Below are 17,614 nucleotides of genomic sequence, written 5' to 3' on the forward strand. Positions count from 1 at the left end.
TCAGCTCTCCTGCGCAGGCAAGGTCTGATTCCCGTCACCCAGCGCACGCTGCATAAACACCGTGTCCAGCCAGCGACCGTGTTTGAAACCGACAGAATGCATGGTGCCTTTCACCTGAAAACCGGCAGAGAGGTGCAGATTAATCGACGCCTTGTTTTCACTGTCGCCGATATTCCCCACCAGCTGGCGAAAACCGTGCATTTCCGCCCAGTCGATGGCGCGGCGAAGTAACGCTTTACCTGCGCCGCGTTTCTGAAAACCGGGATCGATATAAATCGAATCCTCGAGCGTATAACGGTAAGCAAAACGCTCGCGGTAACGCCCCAGATAGCAATACCCCTTCACTTCCCCCTCGTGCTGCACAACCAGCCACAACAAACCGGCTTCCTGAATTTTTTTCAGGCGCAGCGCCATTTCATGTTCATCAGGCGGCTGAGTTTCAAACGAGGCCGTGCCATGCAAAACATGCCAGGCATAAATTTTCTGCATGGCAGGAATATGTCTTTCATCTGCTTCAATAATTTCCATCTTTCCGGTCTCGTGGGGGATTTCGCTATAGCCTACTCTTTCCGAAAAGGGGCTGGGAGGGCAAACTGTTTATCACCGGTATAAGGAAAACTTTGAGATGCCCAGCCTTAATCTTGATCACCTGACCACATTTAAACTGGTCGCCAGCCGGAAAAGCTTTTCCGGTGCTGCTGACGCGCTCGGGCTTTCGCAACCTGCGGTCAGCCTGCAAATCCGTCAGCTTGAACAAACTCTGCAGGCCCGTCTGGTTGAGCGCACGGGCAGGGGGATCCGCCTGACCGCTGCCGGGCAAACATTGTTGCCACACATCAGTCATATCGATCAGGCCGTGAGTGCCGCGCTGCTTTCGGTGGCGGCAACGACACAGGAAGTCAGCGGAACCGTAACTCTTGGAACGGGCGCAACGGCGTGTATCCATCTGCTGCCGCCGCTTTTAGAGCAATTGCGCACTGAGCATCCGTTGTTAACCGTGCGTGTCCGAACGGGCAATACTCAGGAAATTTTGCAGGCGGTGGAAGATAACCGCGTTGATATCGGCCTCGTCACGATGCCTGCGGCGGGGCGCAATCTGCATATCAGCCCGGTCACGCAGGATGATTTCAAAGTCATCATGAAAAAGGATGACAACGCGACGGACAGAAGTATGACGGCGGCAGAGCTTCAGACATTACCGCTGATCGTTTCTGAATACGGCAGCGGAACCCGCGCATTAATCGACGGCTGGTTTCAGGCGGAAGGGATTGCCGTGCAGCCGGTGATGGAACTCGGCAACATCGAAGCGATTAAAAAAATGGTGCAGGCCGGTCTGGGCTACAGCATCGTGCCGGGAATGTCGGTGGCCAGCCCGCAGGACCGGATTGGATTGAGTGTGATGGCATTGCAGCCTGTTCTCACCCGTCCGCAGGGTATTGTGATGCGACAAGATAAAACGCTGACGAAAGGTATGGCGGAGTTGCTGAAGTTAATCGGCGGCTAAACTCGCCGCCACCTGCCGGATTTCGTGCATATGCTTTTTTCATCTTACAGATGCTTTTTTTGTTTTTTAAACCGCCGCAGTCCTGCTGCTATAGTCATTTTCTTACGCATTAGCGGTTATTTTTTAAGGAAAAAAAGTGAAACTGACCTTACCTCATTTACGGACTGGCGCTGTGGTATTGCTGGCGGGATTACTGCTGGCGGGTTGTGACCAAAAAAGCAGTGATGCAAAACACATTAAAGTCGGCGTGATTAACGGCGCGGAGCAAGATGTCGCGGAAGTCGCTAAAAAAGTCGCGAAGGACAAATACGGTCTGGACGTCGAACTGGTCGGTTTCAGCGGCTCATTACTGCCGAATGACGCAACCGAACACGGCGAACTGGATGCCAACGTTTTCCAGCATCGTCCGTTCCTGGAGCAGGATAATAAAGCTCACGGTTATCATCTGGTGGTGGTCGGCAACACTTTCGTCTTCCCGATGGCCGGTTATTCGAAAAAGATTAAAACTGTGGATCAACTGAAAGATGGCGCCACCGTGGCGATCCCGAACGATCCGACCAATTTAGGTCGCGCGCTTCTGCTGATGCAAAAAGAGAAACTGATCACCCTGAAAGACGGCAAAGGCCTGCTGCCAACGGCGCTGGATATTGCTGAAAATCCGTATCACCTGAATATTATGGAACTGGAAGGCGCACAGCTGCCGCGTGTGCTGGACGATCCGAAAGTTGATGTAGCCATCATCAGCACCACTTATATCCAGCAAACCGGATTATCGCCTGTACACGACAGCGTATTTATTGAAGACAAAAACTCGCCGTACGTGAACATTCTGGTTTCACGACCAGACAATAAAGATGCGCAAAACGTGCAGGATTTTCTGAAATCGTATCAGTCACCGGAAGTGGCGAAAGCAGCTGAGAAAATCTTTAACGGCGGGGCGGTTCCGGGCTGGTGATGGGGTTTGTGGGGGATATCTTGAGGAACTAAAAATGGTGTCCCCTACAGGAATCGTATTTAATATTAACCATATGTTTTTGTTTGATTTTATTTTTATTGTGAATATATATACCCATTTATGTACCCATCATGATAGTGATAGGAGTCATCCTGCGACAAAAATGTTAAAGGCGATGTATCAACCTTCAATCATATGCATAGTTAATGAGTGCTTTAATGTAAAATGTAACTCTGTATGTGAAAATAAATACAACATATCCTAATCAAAACTAGATTCCTTATTTGTCCGCAGATCGATCTCTTCTTCAAATTCCGTAACAAATGCCATTAATGGTACTGGGAAACGATTAACTCTGCTTGCCAGAAACAAAATAGGTAGATAATCACTTCTAATCACTGACAGTTCTTCATATCCTTTAGTGACTTTTGCCTCCTTAACTATTTCATCCAAGAAACATTCGGCTTCCTTATGAATAGGTATATTTGACAATGCTAAGCCATGATTCCTTTCACCATTGTAGTAAAATTCTTCGGATTGTACGGAGGGAAACCAAATCTGAATGTTAGTATGTGAAAGATGCTTCAGTTTTAAGTTTTGCAATGATTCATAAGTATTGATGTCGTTAAACAGCGAAGCAAAAAAAGCAAGATAGGAATAAAGAACACTTGCCTTTGTAACTTCTTTTTTGTATTCCTCATGATTGTTTTTATCTAAAAAATCCAAATATTTGAACAATGTTCTTGGATAGTTCCTATTTGTTTCGAATGAATAGGTTATTCTTTCTGTGATCGCATGTATCCAATCTTTGACTAATTGATCATATTGACTATCTAAACTTAAAAAGTAAATTGCTAGAGCTAATTCTATAGAATTTTCATCTTTAAATGGTAAATATACACTAGAATTATTAATAATTAACTTGGCTAAAGTAGCTTGTAATAAATGGACTCTATGTGCTAAGTCATCAATAGGAAGTTCTGCTTCATAATTTTCCCGCATTGTCCAAATAAGCCATATTCCATAAGTTGCGAACCTGCCAATGACATCATAGACTTTAAAGTTTATGGCGTACTTACAGTGAGGGTAAACCCCCAAAGAAACTCCATCTCTAAAGTCTGCTAAAGGCGATATCTTATCTACTAATAATTCGTTGTTTAATATTAGGTACTGGTCAATTATCTTGTGGAATATTTCATTTATATTTTGTTTTACTTTACTTTCTTTTATTTCTTTTACTATATCCCAGCATGCTAGAATGCATAGTTCAGAAGATAAATAGGCAGATTCTATGTTTTTCAAATCCCTAGACCACGAATGAAGGATCCAAAGGCATAGGCTGATTTGACGAAGTAAAGTTATTGTGTTCTTATTTACGTCTCCTTTTCTTTTTTTTCTTTCCAATAATAACCCCTTTATAACATCCCGAAAATACATGACAGATGATTCTGGATCATCAATCATGGCCAAGGATTTTCTGAGGTTTTTTCTGATAGGCTCTGGTAATAATGACTCATTGAGAAGATGTGTCATTATTAGTTGAGCTAAGTGGTCACCATTCCAAATTTCATAATTAATATTTTCGGTGGTGTTGTTTTTAATATATCCATTAACATCTGCTTGAATCGTTTCATTAATAACACCCCCAAAGCATAGACAGATGGTAATTTTACCCTTTCTTTGATTTTTTGATAGTTTTGAGTTTAAATAACTATCTTTTATTTCATCTAAGGAAGGTCTTAAAGCTTGATTTTGAGGGCCAGACCAATCTGTGCGAGTTAAATCTCCAGCTTTGATAGAGAATAAGTATGTAATATCCTCTTGTTTTGAAGATTTTTTTATAGCTGCAATATCCACTCCATTTTGCTTAGTACCCCTGCCTGGAGTTGATGTAACAATCATTCCCATTTGGCTCAATAAGTCTGGAAGAATTGCATCTAATTCATCCCTTTCACGTAATGATGAAATGTATTGCTTAAGAATTAATCTCATTTTAATTCTCCAAACTTATACTTTATTAACATTAATTCTAGACCAGTTGTATCCGTAACTAACATTGCAGGACGTTCAAATGAATGCTCAAAAGTTCCCATTGTCATTTCTTGCCTCACTGGAGGGGTATTTATGCTTTCAGTATAATATATGGAACCATTACCATAGAGAATATGTAAAGGGGTTGCAAATTGAGAGAGTATTGAGTTTTTATGGGCTTGCTTATACACTTCTTCCATTTCTTTATGTTCATTTACTTCGAATTCATTTGTTAAGCTTGCTGAATTTTTTAACTCATTTACCATCCATGATATATTTGCTTGTTTTTTTAGTGTTTCGATTTTATTTTGAAAGTCCTTAGCTAAGGCAGATTCTAAATGTAATTTTAAGTATTCATCTATAGTTGCAAGGTAGTTAGATAAAAAAACATCAGTTATCACATGCGCGGAAGTTAGTCTATTTTTTTCATCTAGTTTTTCATACAGCAATACTATAAATTCTAATGCTAATTTGGGATGAAAGAAGAACCAGCCTGAACTTCGTATGATTATATATTTAAGTTGTCTTTGAGTGAGGTTTTCAGTCTCTAAAACACGATTCTTAAATTTGTAATTATTGGCATCGTTAATGTTTTTATGGATTGAATCAATAATGGGAAATAGCTTGTCATTTCCTTCTGAAAACCATTTTATTACTATTTTTTTAAATATTTCTTCATTTTGAGCTATGTGATGTTCTATAGATGATAATTTACTTAGATATTCAATATTTTTTCCCCTTAAACCCATGGTCTCAATGAATTCTATTGTTTTATTATCGCTTCCGCTGTCGATTAAATTATATATTATGCTGTTTAGTATCGGGGCGTTTTCATCATTCAATATTGTTTCATTCTTAACCTTATTTGACAGATAGTCAAATAAGGTCTCATCAATTGTCGTCCTCTTATGGAAAAGACAATTTGCAAAGAAGTCAGAGTCCTCATTAACATTAGTTTGGATTATATCAATCAATTCCGTCGTTGTGATTAAATTTACCTTAACAAAGTTTATCAGAGCTGAAATTGCTAATTCTTTAAGCTCATTTAGACTCTCATCATCAAGGATTTCGAGCATTTTTATACACACTTCTTTTTTTTCAATTTGGTTGTGATCTAAAAACACCAAACATTGATTGATTATTTCAATTTTTTTAGAATTCAATAAAGGGATTAAGTATGAAATTAAATATTCGTCATTAGATTCCTTTGTTGATAAAAGTATAGGAATTATTAGGTTTTTACTTTCTTGTGGCGAAGATATTAACCATTCTACAATTTTTTCTGATTTTTCTACGCCTATATAATTACTACATAGGTTTTCCTCGAACCTACTAAAGGATTTTGGACTCAAATATATACGATTCTGATGTGTAAATTCTGTTAATAAAATGGCATCCTCTAGAGTAAGTCTTAACTCAGGTAGTAATTTCTCAATTAATTGTGATCTTCCAAAAAATCCGGAACCTTCAGTGTTAGCTGTTTTTTTTGTAAGAATATCAATAAGTGAAATCTCACCCGAACTATAAGTATCTGATATCATTTTGACTAATTCTAAATGTTCATCCGAATTGACTATCATTCTTATCATCTCTGATAAAAATAAATCAGTATTTTCGCTTAGTTCTATTAGTTCAGGTTTGTTCATTTTTCACTCAATCTTTGGTTGAAATAACTATTACTAGATAGAACTATTAATAATTATTTAAAACGGTTATTAAGATGGCGCGCAATGCTATCCCCGCCACGCCTGCCCGCTTTTGATATCGCTTTTAATGCATATGCATGGACGCGCTCAGAGCACGCCAGAGCAGGTCTTAAGGTTATTGAAAAATACTCGTTTTAAAATGCAAAAGCATGCAGTCAGAATGCACCACTCATTTAGAGAAAATCAATGATTTGGTCGAGGTTTTAACGTAAATTTTTGAATGGGAGCAGATTAGTTCTCGAGCAAGAAAAGTGGCGGGATTTTTTGATAATAATGGGCATCTCATAAGCATGATCATGCTGAGATACCCATTTTGGGGATGAGCAATTTGGGCAGTTATGGTGCCGTTGTGCCGAGCTGCTCTTCCTTACGCTTAACGGCTGCAAAAGCCATTGAACGACCGCCACCGCTGGCGAGTTTCGCGCTGAAAAACTTCGTCTCAGGCCGGTGAACACCAAGTTGTGCTAAAACAGGTTCCTGAGCCATGTCGAATCTGTAGCGCGTCATCTCATCTTTCAGATACTGATTAATTTCTTCAAAAATGACGGCGTCCGGACTGACTTCGTAGTCGCTCAGCCTGCCCCCCAGCGTTACGGTAGCCTGCTGGTATCTTAAGGCTGTACGTTTCAATGATACTGCCCGGATTAGCGTCTCAAGGCCTGCTGACAGCGCCTTTTTCAGTTCCTGTTCTGCATAGGCCATTAACGCACTTTCATGGCTGTCTAAAAGCGCTTTGCCAGAGCCTGAACAGGTAATTTCCTGACGGTCTTTTTCAATGTCCAGACTGAGAAGCAGGTGTCCCAGCTCGCGTGACATTTCCTGATTTGCCAGACGTTGCAGTTGCTGCGTTTTCATTTCGTCGCTGACCTGACCGCGCATTTTCAAAAAGGCCTCGCGCCACTGGCCACCGGACTGCTCACTGAGATTATCTATTTCCTCTTTTTGATTTTTGCAGCGGGTCATGTCGGCAATTATCTCCTCCATTTTATTCACATTCCCCTGCTGGGTCTGCTTGGTATCGAGATAACGCGAAATAGCCTGCTGCACGGCAGGTGATAATTCTGACTCAGGCGTATTGGGTTTCATAAATGGCTCTCACGTTGGGTCGGTTAATATCAATAATTATGAGCCTGACCGGAGAGCGTTTCTATTGAGGCAGGACGTACTGTAGACGGCAGAACGGCGGAAGCTAACGCATATTTTTCAATGCTGTAATCTAAGCATATCGCTAATAACTTCAGGAAAGAAAGGGGAAATATCAATGCTCACACTCAAACTCGGCACCCAGCAAATCACACTCACTCAGCGTGATGCCATGCGGTTAATTGAAGGCATGATGTTAGCAATCAAAGACCCTGCCGGCGCGGGCAGGAATGCGCTACATCTTGGGGATTTGACTCTTTCCTCTCAGCCGCAGTCTGTGAATAAGCCGGTAAATTACTCTTCAGGCGCGAAGGACACGCTGACAAACTGTTGAGGGTATTTGTTACCCGTCGGACGATGAAAAAAACGCCTGCCAGAAATAAACGCTTCGGGTTTCTGTATTATTCAGTAATTCTCGGCGCGTACATGTAGTACAGGTGCGTACACCTATGATTTGCAATGTAAAATACTGTACTACATGCCACATTTACACCGCGTACATGTAGTACAGTTGGGGACATGTAATGACAAATCAGCCGTGTACGACATGTACTACACGCTATTGCCGATGTAGTACATGAAAAAACCTTTAAATATCATAGCTTGTACGCGGTGTACGACATGTACTACATGGATTAATAATAAAATAAGATACGCGAGGCACTGACCTCAGCCGATGACCTCCTGATTGAGCACGTAAACAAACTTCGGCCCTATTTCTGGCAGGCGAATTTGCTTTTGTATCCGGTTTTCGCTGGTTTCCGTGATCCAGCCGTTTTCACGGCACAGCAGGGCGGTTTTCTTCTGGTCTGATGTGCCGCAAATCTCTTTCCAGCCGCTTGGCAATACGTAAAAAGTGGTCACCGCATCACTGGCATTATCACCTCTTACCACTCTGCGATAGCCCACCATATTGGCAGGCCGGTTTTTATCATCATTCCAGTCTGCAAAACGGGTGAACTGATTGGCCGTGATGAAACGCCGTATCCGCTCCAGCGCATCCGCTTCTTCCTGATTGGCAGAGTGGCCACGGTCTTTCAGCCACGCATCAAGACAGGCTTGTGCGGCACGAAGCGCCTCGCCGGATGGCCATCCGGTAATGCCTGCAAGCGAGGCCAGCTCGCCCGCCACGGCCAGCAGGGCAAAGCGATCTACGATGCGCCCCACTTGTTTACCCGATTCGGCAGGGAGCAGGGTACGTTCATACTCTTTTTTCAGCGTCTTGGCGCGGTGCGTGACGTCCTGAAGGTTCGCGGTCAGGTAGCGTATCCAGTCGCGAAAAGGCGCGCCGTGGTACTGCTTGCTGGCCTGTTCAAGATGTTCCGCAAAATCCTTACCGCTGTCGAAACCGTGCAGGTTTTCAAAGGCACCGTGTACGCCGGTATCGCTGGGGATTTGCACCATGCGTACCCCCACGCCCGCGCCGGTGCGTTTTTCGCCTGCCTCGGCGGCATGTTCCATAATGGAGACCTCGCCAGTTGACATGTAGAGCATCGACCACGTCACCGGATCACGTACGCTGCCATCAACGCGACCGCGCGCCTTACCCTGACCGTTACCCAGCATGTAAGCAATCCGGCTGGCCTCTTTGCCGTCCACTTCGCTGATCTCATCGAGCATCAGGGCGGCATCATTGCGCCGCAGGGCGATACCTTCCAGCGCGTTACCGGTGGCGCGCCACGTTTTCCAGAAGTCGGGACTGCCGCACAGTGAAGCGGCCACCTTCATGGTGGTGGTTTTCCCGTCGGTAGACTCGCCTTTCAGGTGATAGCCACCGCCGCCCGCGCCGATTAAGTGGAGCAGCGGCGCCGCCAGTGCGAGGCTGACGCAAAAGGTCAGGCGTGAGTTATGAATACAGTAACGGCCTATCTGTTCGACCCATTCCGCCGTGGTGCCCGCCGTTCTGAAATCGTTCTTGGAAGAATAGGCCGACTGCAAAATCACAGACTCAGCACCGCTGCCTATGACCTCATCCTGCAAAACATACACGGAGCCGTGCCAGCCGGTTTTGTTCACGCAGGTGACCTTACGCACGGGGCGGCAGGTGGAGATATATTCCATCAGATAGCCCCGCGCTGAACCGTTCACGCTGATAAAGTGCAGGCCGTTCTCCAGCAGCACCTCCCGCAGCTCCTGACCGCTACCGGCCAATACGGTCATGGGCATTGCCCACTGATGATTAATCCCGTTTGAGTCTTCCCATTCCAGCAGGCGGCCAAACTTTCCGCCGTCGGCATCACAGCTGATGGCCGTCACCCGCAGCGGGCTGCAAATTTTGATTTGCCTGACCTGACCGCTGTCGCCGTCATCGTTGACCGGCTTATCGAACCACAGAAAATCCTTTGTCAGGCGAAAGCCGTGAGGCAGACGGGTTTCAGTGTCGTTAGGGTTCACCATTTCATCGGTAAAAGCGTCACGGGCTCGCTGGACGCCAAATTCACGCCGGAAATCATCCCAGTCCGCTTTAAACTGGCCAGAGGGGATGGTTACCCACCCGTTGACGGCCTGCGCGGCCTGAAATGCTTTCTCCCGACCGGGATTATCTTTCCCGTCGGCAAAGTCATTATCACCGGCGATCACCAGACGGGTATCAGGCCACTTTTCCCTCAGCGCCTTGGCCACGTTGAGCAGATTGTTTGCCGATACGGCGGCGATGCACCAGCCTTCACTGAGGCCTGAGACGGTGATAGCCGTGGCAAAACCTTCTGTAATAATGACCCGTTCAGGATAGTCATCCGGTACGGGCGTGACGGCCAGAAAAGCCCCCGACATTTTTGAGCCAGAGAGCAGGCATTTATCGCCCGTGGGGCTGATGAGCTGTGCGCCGGTGGTCTGATTATCCAGCGTGACCAGCGGCAGCAGGAGAGAGCCTTCCGCAAAGGTCATTCCCGCCAGTGAAACAGGGTGAGCGGTCAGCGGATATTGATGACCGATGAGTCCCTTACCTTTGAGATAAAGGCTTTCCCCCTGAGAGGACTGAGCGGAAAGAGCCTGATAAGTTTTTATCAGCTGAGCCCTTTTTTGTGCGTCAGAGGTATTTTTCTTGGCAGGCGCGGGGGCAGTGGCCACTTTACCGGCCAGCAGTTTTTTTATTTCAGCGGCCGCGGCTGACTTATTCTTTCCTGATATCAGGCAGAGTAAATCCAGACCGTCACCGTTCCCGCACTGATTACAAAACCATGTGCCGCGTCCGTCTTTATCGTCGAAGCGAAACCGGTCTTTACCGCCGCATTTAGGGCAGGTTCCATGTTTGTTATTTTCAGGAACATTTATCCCTAACGCTGGCAAAATAAAAGGCCAGTTTCCGCAGGCGTTTTTTAACGTGCCGGAGACGTGCATATTCATAAATATATACCTCAGATGTAAGCGACCCTGCGCTTTCGCGCATCAGTAATAGCCGTTTATTCAACGGGGCTACCGGAGCTTAATGAGTCTTTAAACCGTGATGGAATTTAACGGGTTGAATGTAATGGCATCCTGAAGATATCCGGGTGCAAAATGCGCGTAGGTCATCGTTTGCTGGATAGTGGCATGCCCTAATACGCGCTGAAGCGTAATAATATTCCCGCCGTTCATCATAAAATGGGTGGCAAAGGTATGACGTAATACGTGCGCCGCTTGACCCTTTGGCAGGTCGGGCTTTACCTTTCTTAATGTCATGCGAACCGTATTGTAATTTGAAACAAAAAGTCGCCCGCTGGCTTTTGTTTTTATGGCGCGCACCAATTCATCCGAAACAGGGACTGACCTGCGTTTGCCGTTTTTAGTTTTCATGAACGTGATGACGTTCTTGATAATATGCTCACCTTTGAGGTTAGAGACTTCTCCCCAGCGGCCACCGGTGGCCAGACATAACTGAGCCACTTTAAGATTATCGCCCTCAAGCGTTTGCAGCAGTGCCTTAATCTCATCCGTGGTTAAAAACGCCATCTCTGTTGTTCCTTCCCTGAGCTTTTTGACCTCCCTGAAAGGATGCGCGTTATGGTACTCACCGGCACTGATTAACTTGGTGAACATGCCGCTCAGAATGGCCTGATGTCGGTTAATGCTGGCGGGTTTGAGCCCCAAATCCAGCATCATAATCCGGTAATCAATAATCGCTTTATGGGTAAGCTGGTCTGCGCGGGTGACACCCATTTCTGACAGGTGATTGACGATGCTGTGCAGGCGGCTCCGGTCAATCTCTCCCCGCACATGATGCTTGCCGTGATATACCCACCAGAGGCTGAGAAGCTCGGTCAGCTTTCGTCTGTCAGCGCTTTTATCTAACCACGCTTTATCCTGATAACGGGCAATAATATAGCGCTCGAAAATCTGCGCTTCGCCTTTGGTATTAAATTTGCGGCGTATACGTTTTCCGTCGCAGCCTTGTGGCCGAATATCTACAAGATATGTAGCGTCCGTGAGTTTTTTAATTGACATAATAATTACCTATAAAGAAAGAGTAGAGGCGCTGATTTTTAAAAATTCCCGCACATCCCTTTTTCTTTTAATTCTGCCAATACAAAAGACAAATCTTCGTCCACATAGCTGAGGATATGAGGCAGATAAAATGGCGTCAGCCCGTCGATTTCTCTTTTTCTTAAATCACATCCTAAAAAATAGGTCAGCTCCTGTGAGCGGTTAAGCTTGCGAAATGCTTCAAGGCTGAGTGTTACTTTTACATCATTGCTAACATCATCGATTTGAGCTGTAACCTGAGTTTTATTATCTGTTTGGTTATGCATGAGTAACCTCCAGAACTGGCAGGCGACCTGCAAAGAAAAGGATGAACTTATCAGAGAGTAATTTCCTAGCCGCTTGCTCATTAGCGGCTATCACTGCTTTACGATGGGGTAGCTTAGGAGCGTCAGTACGGCTTACCGCGAGGAATAACCAATAATATACAGTTGGTGTCTGTGTGATATCATTCTTGGTAGTCATAGCGTAAATCTCGATTACGTTGTGATTAAACGCCTCGGCAGTGTTGCAAGCACTTCGGGGCGTTGCTTTTTGTAGTATCTGATAACGATGCTGTGCGCACAGTATGTTTCTAAGTGTGCGCACATGTCAACTCTTACATTCCGCCATTTTTTGCTGTATCGTGTGCGCACATGACAATGACAGTTTTGAGGCGTAAACGTGACTAGTGGTAATACAAACAACAAATCGGCCAAGAAAAATATTCGCTTTCCCCATGAATTAATTGACGAGATAGATGCGAGTATTGAACGTGAAAAAAATAATTCTCCTGGAACTAACTTTTCCTCATGGGTGCTTGATGCTTGTGAAAGAAAACTCAAGGCAGAGTTGCGTAAAAAAGGGCAGCAGACGATAGTCAAAGATTGAATAGTTATCATGTTGACCAGATACCTCTCTGGAATAAAAAGGGGAGGTATTATTGCTGTAAATAACGTTGGTTTTTTTGTGCTTCTATCCATTCTTCTATCTCTCTTTCAATCCATGCAACTGTGCGAATACCAGTCTTAATTTGCTTAGGAAATGCATTGTTTTTTATATCCTCATAAATTCTCGTCCGCGACTTCCCTGTTTTCTCAATTACCTTTGGGAGGCGAATTAATTTATAAGAGGTTTCACTTTGAGTTTGCGAATGCATTTTCTACTCCTGAATGATTGTTAATTAGTTTTATGGCAGTAAGTTATGGTTGCTTACGGGACGTCAAAATAATAAACAAAACATTGTTGACTTGTAAAACGCTGCATAATAACGGGTGGTTGACAAAATAATGAATAAGGCGAAAAGCAATATTGGAGAGTAGGAACAGGTCTAAGTGGTTCTAAGTAGTTTTGAAAGTTGGAAGATAAAATTTTTTAAATAGGTTGGAGTAAGAACTCGTGGATAAGTTGCTTTTATTTCGTCCGGTTGAACCTTTAGGAAGAAAATTTCATGTTTGTTTTTGTGATCCTTGTCACAATTTTGAATGTGAGTTTATTAAGAAAGTTTGGTATTTCATATTAGAAAAGGTGTATTAATGTTCATAATACACCCTAATAGGTTAATTACTTTCCCAATTAAATGCGTAAGGAGGAATGAATTCCCCTCTACAAGCTTCAAGGTAATCTGCCCACCATTGCAGCATTGGTCTACGTTCTTCCATATGTTCCGCTTTATGAATGTAAGCAGCTCGGACGCTGTTCCTTTCCTGATGGCTCATTTGACGTTCCACGGCGTCGCGCGACCATCTGCCTGATTCAATCAATGCGCTACATGCCATTGCCCTGAATCCATGACCACAAATTTCTGTTTTCGTATCGAAACCCATCGTGCGTAAAGCTTTATTAATCGTATTCTCGCTCATAGGCTTATGTTGGTAATGATCTCCGGGAAACATTAACACTTCATCACCAGAGAGTGCCTCAAGCTCTTCTATAAGCACCAGCGCCTGATTTGAAAGAGGAATTAAGTGAGGCATTTTCATTTTGCTGCCACGATAAGAAAAGCGTACTTTTTCCAATTCTTCGCGATTCGCTGGAATTTCCCATAGACGATGCTCTTTGTTAATTTCAGTCCATCTCGAAAATCTTAGTTCGCTTGAGCGAATGAAAATCAGCAGATTTAATTTAACGGCAATTTTGGTCAGATTCCGGCCGCTATAACTGTCGATTTTTTGCAATAGTTCAGGGATTCTTTCAAGTGGCAAAGCAGGCCGATGCTGTGACTTATGGGTTTCTATCGCTCCAGTCAGCTCTTGTGCAGGATTGTATTTAATAAGACCGCTTTGTACTGCATATCGCATTATTGAAGTCGTGCGTTGCTGTAAACGAGAGGCTAATTCGTGTTTCCCAGTTTCTTCAATTGCTCTAAGCGGAGCTAAAAGGTCTTGAGTGGTTAACCGATTTATCGCTTTGCTGCCGATTTCAGGGAAAAGATGAGTCTCGAAGGCTCGCATGACATTGAGAGAGTGTAGGGAAGACCAAGTTTTCTTTCTGGCATGCCACTGCCGCGCAATCTCTTCAAACGAGGCGATTTTTTCTTTTTCTGCATGCAAAGGATCGATCCCTTGAGACAAACTTTTCAGAAACTCATCCCGCGCCTTCCTTGCTTCTGCAAGTGTCATTATTGGGTACATGCCTAACGCCCGAGTGGTGTCCTTCCCATTAATAGTGCGTCTGAAGCGCCAATACTTCGAACCATTAGAATGCACCAGAAGATATAACCCATTGGAATCACTGAGTTTATAGGGTTTATCTTTTGGCTTCGAGCTCCTGATGCCTGTGTCAGTTAATGGCATGAAATTTCCTTAGTTCGACGGGTACAAATTTTATCGAACCAATTATACCCGTTTTTATACCCGAGAAAAAATGGGCTGTCGTGGGGTTTTATGGGATTAGATGGGATGTTATTTCTATTTTACTTTTTGATTTTAATGGGTTTTTTGTACTTGGCGGGATGTCGTGGAAAGTGGTTATGGTGTCCCCTACAGGAATCGAACCTGTAACTAGCCCTTAGGAGGGGCTTGTTATATCCGTTTAACTAAGGAGACACGGGCGCCTGTGGAAAGCGCCCGCGTAGTATACTCGTTTTTCTCGCAATAATAAGGCGTCAGGGGTCTGTTTGGTCGTTTCGTCGCCAGTCAGGGTTTTGACGCTTCTTTCTTCGCCGCTTCCATTTCCTCTTTCTTCGCTTTGGCTTTCTTCTGATTACTCATGTCGTTACGGATCTGAGCGTGGCTGATCAGTGCGAAGATAAAGGTGCCGCCGATGATGTTTCCGGCAAGCGTCGGCAGGGCGAATGGCCAGATAAATTCATACCAGGGAATGGCGCCCGAGAACACCAGATACAGCACTTCGACCGACCCGACCACAATATGCGTCAGGTCGCCAATCGCCACCATATAAGTCATCAGCATGATCACCCACAGTTTGGCGGTGCCTGCGGACGGGATCATCCACACCATCGTGGCAATCAGCCAGCCGGACACCATGCCGCCGACGAACATGCCTTCGGGGTCTTTTTCCATGATCTCCAGACTGATGGTGCGAAAAGCTTCGTCAGTGGCGGAATCAAAGAATGGCACCAGATGAAACACCAGCGCGGCCAGTCCGCCGCCGATAACGTTGCCGGCCAGCACGATGCCCCACAGGCGCAACAGCAGCAGAATGTTTTTGCTTGTGGTTTTTTGCATCACAGGCAATACGGCGGTGACCGTGTTCTCGGTAAATAACTGCTGGCGCGCCATGATGACGATTATGAACCCGACGGTATAACCGATGTTTTCGATAAAGAAGCGTTCCGGGCTGTCGGGTAGTCGGGCGTGAAGAATGCCCTTTGCCATCAGCGAGGCACTGATGGAAAGTCCGGCAGCAATCGCCGACCACAGTAATGCCTGTCCGTCGCGCTCAAGTTCTTTCTCACCCTCCATGCGGATGACTTCATGCACCGCAGCCGCTTTCGAAGGCAAATTCTCTTCCCCGGTTTCAATCTCTTTGCCCTGAGAATGTTCGTCGCTGTCGACATCTTTGTGGTCAGGATGTTGTTTTTCGGCGGTCATGGTAATTCCCCAAAAGTACGTCAAAGTGGTTTTGAATGTGTTCCGAGATAAGCATAGGCGAGGCTGCGAGATTATGAAGAGATATACAGAAAAGTTACAAAGCATTAACCCATGAACCTTATGGGACATTTTGCGGATTGTTTGCTGGATTTCAGGGTTTTCAACCCTGTAAACTGTGGGGCCCTAAGCTGCGTCGCGCCTGACGCCTGTGATATGATGCGCGCTTGTGAAAAATAAGAGACATCACCATGTTTGAAGCCCTTGACCTGAGCTGCGTACGCGATGAGCGAACTTTGTTTAGCGGCTTAAGTTTCACGATCGAACCGGGTGAAATGGTGCAAATCGAAGGCCGCAACGGCGCCGGTAAAACCAGTTTACTGCGAATTCTTGCCGGATTGTCCTCTCCGGAGGCCGGTGAAGTCCGCTGGCAGGGCGTGAATACCCGCCGCCAGCGTGACGTTTTCCATCAGCAGCTGTTGTATCTCGGCCATCAGCCTGGCGTGAAGTCAGTGCTTACTGCGTATGAAAACCTTGCCTTCTATCTGTCCGTGAACGGGCAATCCGCCAACCAGGCTGCCGATGCTGATGCTATTTATCAGGCGTTAGAAAATGTCGGGCTGCTGGGTTATGAAGATGTCACGGTGGCGCAGATGTCCGCCGGGCAGCAACGGCGTGTGGCGCTGGCGCGTTTGTGGCTGAGTGACGCACCGCTGTGGATACTCGATGAACCGCTGACCGCCATTGATAAGCAGGGCGTGACCACGTTGATTGAACTGTTTGAACAACACGCGCAGCAGGGCGGAATGATATTGCTGACCACGCATCAGGATTTACAGGGCGTGAACCGCGATGTGCGAAAAATTCGTCTGACCAGCGCTGAGCTGGCGTGACGCGAAAGGAAAATAAACGGGATGTTTACTAAAGTTCTGCGCCGCGAGCTGAAAATTGCCTTTCGCAAAAGTGCCGAAATCATTAACCCGCTGTGGTTCTTCCTGATCGTCATTACGCTTTTCCCGCTGGGGATTGGTCCTGAGCCGAAACTACTGGCGCGGATTGCACCCGGTATCGTCTGGGTCGCGGCGCTGCTTTCTTCTTTGCTGGCGCTGGAAAGGTTGTTCCGTGATGACTATCTCGATGGCACGCTCGAACAGCTTTTGTTATTGCCTTCGCCGCTGGCGCTCACGATTCTGGGGAAAGTATGTGCTCACTGGGTGGTGACCGGTTTGCCGTTGCTGATCCTTTCCCCGCTGATCGCCTTGCTGCTTTCGCTGGATTTTGAAACCTGGAAAGCCGTCGCGCTGACGATTTTACTGGGGACGCCGACGCTGAGTTTTATCGGGGCGATTGGTGTGGCGCTGACCGTCGGGCTGCGCAAGGGCGGCGTTCTGCTGAGTCTGCTTGTGCTGCCTTTGTATATTCCGGTGCTGATTTTTGCCACCGGCGCGATTGATGCGGCATCGATGTCGATGCCGATCGGCGGCTATCTGGCTATTCTCGGCGCGATGCTGGCGGGCAGTGCGACGTTAGCACCCTTCGCGACAGCCGCCGCCTTGCGAGTCAGTGTTCACTAACCCGTCATACTTAGAGCCGCAGATGCGTTGGCTGATTTCGCCATTATTTTACGTGTCGTTACAATAGAGAAGAAAAAGCGCAACCTTTGACTAACATCACACTTCTCTATAGTGAACAATAGAGGCGCCGATAATAACTGCGGATGATTTTTAACTGACCGCATAAGAGCCCGGTGAGGCTTCACGGCATCACACAGTGACATTTTATAGTG

General features: G+C 45.8%; 17 protein-coding genes and 1 tRNA gene. 6 read left to right on the top strand and 12 right to left on the bottom strand.

What is annotated here, in order from left to right:
* Positions 1-528: a GNAT family N-acetyltransferase gene (locus J1778_RS18965; protein ID WP_217174474.1), complete on the bottom strand. Its 528-nt coding sequence runs from the start codon at positions 526-528 to the stop codon at positions 1-3.
* 97 nt (positions 529-625) lie between these two features.
* Between J1778_RS18965 and J1778_RS18970 the strand changes: the two genes are divergently transcribed.
* Together J1778_RS18970 and nlpA are read left to right on the top strand one after the other, a co-directional pair.
* Positions 626-1,504, top strand: a complete 879-nt coding sequence (locus J1778_RS18970; protein WP_217174475.1) for a LysR family transcriptional regulator — start codon at positions 626-628, stop codon at positions 1,502-1,504.
* 136 nt (positions 1,505-1,640) lie between these two features.
* A complete protein-coding gene (nlpA, locus tag J1778_RS18975; RefSeq protein ID WP_217174476.1) occupies positions 1,641-2,459 on the top strand; it encodes a lipoprotein NlpA in 819 nt (272 codons plus the stop codon).
* Positions 2,460-2,720: 261 nt separating this feature from the next.
* Here nlpA and J1778_RS18980 read toward each other — a convergent pair whose 3' ends face one another.
* The 3 genes from J1778_RS18980 to J1778_RS18990 form a co-directional block, all read right to left on the bottom strand.
* Complete coding sequence (locus J1778_RS18980; protein ID WP_217174477.1) at positions 2,721-4,451, bottom strand: hypothetical protein; 1,731 nt, start codon at positions 4,449-4,451, stop codon at positions 2,721-2,723.
* Complete coding sequence (locus J1778_RS18985; RefSeq protein ID WP_217174478.1) at positions 4,448-6,136, bottom strand: hypothetical protein; 1,689 nt, start codon at positions 6,134-6,136, stop codon at positions 4,448-4,450. Before J1778_RS18985 ends, J1778_RS18980 begins: the two co-directional genes overlap by 4 nt.
* 396 nt (positions 6,137-6,532) lie before the next feature.
* On the bottom strand, positions 6,533-7,282 hold the full coding sequence (locus J1778_RS18990; RefSeq protein WP_217174479.1) for a hypothetical protein: 750 nt from the start codon (positions 7,280-7,282) through the stop codon (positions 6,533-6,535).
* 175 nt (positions 7,283-7,457) lie between these two features.
* Between J1778_RS18990 and J1778_RS18995 the strand changes: the two genes are divergently transcribed.
* Positions 7,458-7,673: a hypothetical protein gene (locus J1778_RS18995; protein ID WP_120133079.1), complete on the top strand. Its 216-nt coding sequence runs from the start codon at positions 7,458-7,460 to the stop codon at positions 7,671-7,673.
* Between the two features lie 335 nt (positions 7,674-8,008).
* Here the strand turns inward: J1778_RS18995 and J1778_RS19000 are convergent, their stop codons facing one another.
* The 4 genes from J1778_RS19000 to J1778_RS19015 all read right to left on the bottom strand — a co-directional run bounded on the left by J1778_RS19000 (position 8,009) and on the right by J1778_RS19015 (position 12,262).
* The gene (locus J1778_RS19000; RefSeq protein WP_217174480.1) at positions 8,009-10,684 is read right to left on the bottom strand and encodes a DUF927 domain-containing protein; all 2,676 of its coding nucleotides are present in this window, start codon (positions 10,682-10,684) and stop codon (positions 8,009-8,011) included.
* 90 nt (positions 10,685-10,774) lie between these two features.
* A complete protein-coding gene (locus J1778_RS19005; protein WP_217174481.1) occupies positions 10,775-11,761 on the bottom strand; it encodes a phage integrase in 987 nt (328 codons plus the stop codon).
* A gap of 38 nt (positions 11,762-11,799) precedes the next feature.
* Positions 11,800-12,066, bottom strand: coding sequence for a derepression protein (locus J1778_RS19010; protein WP_013574516.1), 267 nt, complete (start codon positions 12,064-12,066; stop codon positions 11,800-11,802).
* On the bottom strand, positions 12,059-12,262 hold the full coding sequence (locus J1778_RS19015) for a host cell division inhibitor Icd-like protein (protein ID WP_217174482.1): 204 nt from the start codon (positions 12,260-12,262) through the stop codon (positions 12,059-12,061). The genes J1778_RS19010 and J1778_RS19015 overlap by 8 nt, the downstream gene beginning before the upstream one ends.
* 198 nt (positions 12,263-12,460) lie before the next feature.
* On the opposite strand from J1778_RS19015, the gene J1778_RS19020 reads away from it, so the two are divergent.
* Positions 12,461-12,667 (top strand): YlcI/YnfO family protein, encoded by a 207-nt coding sequence (locus tag J1778_RS19020; RefSeq protein WP_071882950.1) that lies wholly within the window; start codon positions 12,461-12,463, stop codon positions 12,665-12,667.
* A 49-nt stretch (positions 12,668-12,716) separates the two neighbouring features.
* Here the strand turns inward: J1778_RS19020 and J1778_RS19025 are convergent, their stop codons facing one another.
* The 4 genes from J1778_RS19025 to J1778_RS19040 form a co-directional block, all read right to left on the bottom strand.
* Positions 12,717-12,935, bottom strand: coding sequence for an AlpA family phage regulatory protein (locus tag J1778_RS19025; RefSeq protein WP_013574519.1), 219 nt, complete (start codon positions 12,933-12,935; stop codon positions 12,717-12,719).
* A 400-nt stretch (positions 12,936-13,335) separates the two neighbouring features.
* On the bottom strand, positions 13,336-14,571 hold the full coding sequence (locus tag J1778_RS19030; protein WP_217174483.1) for a tyrosine-type recombinase/integrase: 1,236 nt from the start codon (positions 14,569-14,571) through the stop codon (positions 13,336-13,338).
* 177 nt (positions 14,572-14,748) lie between these two features.
* Positions 14,749-14,823, bottom strand: a tRNA-Arg gene (locus J1778_RS19035).
* 90 nt (positions 14,824-14,913) lie between these two features.
* A complete protein-coding gene (locus J1778_RS19040) occupies positions 14,914-15,831 on the bottom strand; it encodes a formate/nitrite transporter family protein (protein WP_217174484.1) in 918 nt (305 codons plus the stop codon).
* 248 nt (positions 15,832-16,079) lie between these two features.
* Here J1778_RS19040 and ccmA point away from each other — a divergent pair, with 248 nt between their 5' ends.
* Together ccmA and ccmB are read left to right on the top strand one after the other, a co-directional pair.
* Entirely contained in the window at positions 16,080-16,721 is a 642-nt protein-coding gene (ccmA, locus tag J1778_RS19045) for a cytochrome c biogenesis heme-transporting ATPase CcmA (RefSeq protein ID WP_217174485.1), read from the top strand.
* Positions 16,722-16,742: 21 nt separating this feature from the next.
* Entirely contained in the window at positions 16,743-17,402 is a 660-nt protein-coding gene (gene ccmB, locus J1778_RS19050) for a heme exporter protein CcmB (protein WP_217174486.1), read from the top strand.
* Positions 17,403-17,614: the final 212 nt, after the last annotated feature.

It is taken from the genome of Rahnella bonaserana (assembly GCF_019049675.1).
Lineage (GTDB): Bacteria > Pseudomonadota > Gammaproteobacteria > Enterobacterales > Enterobacteriaceae > Rahnella > Rahnella bonaserana.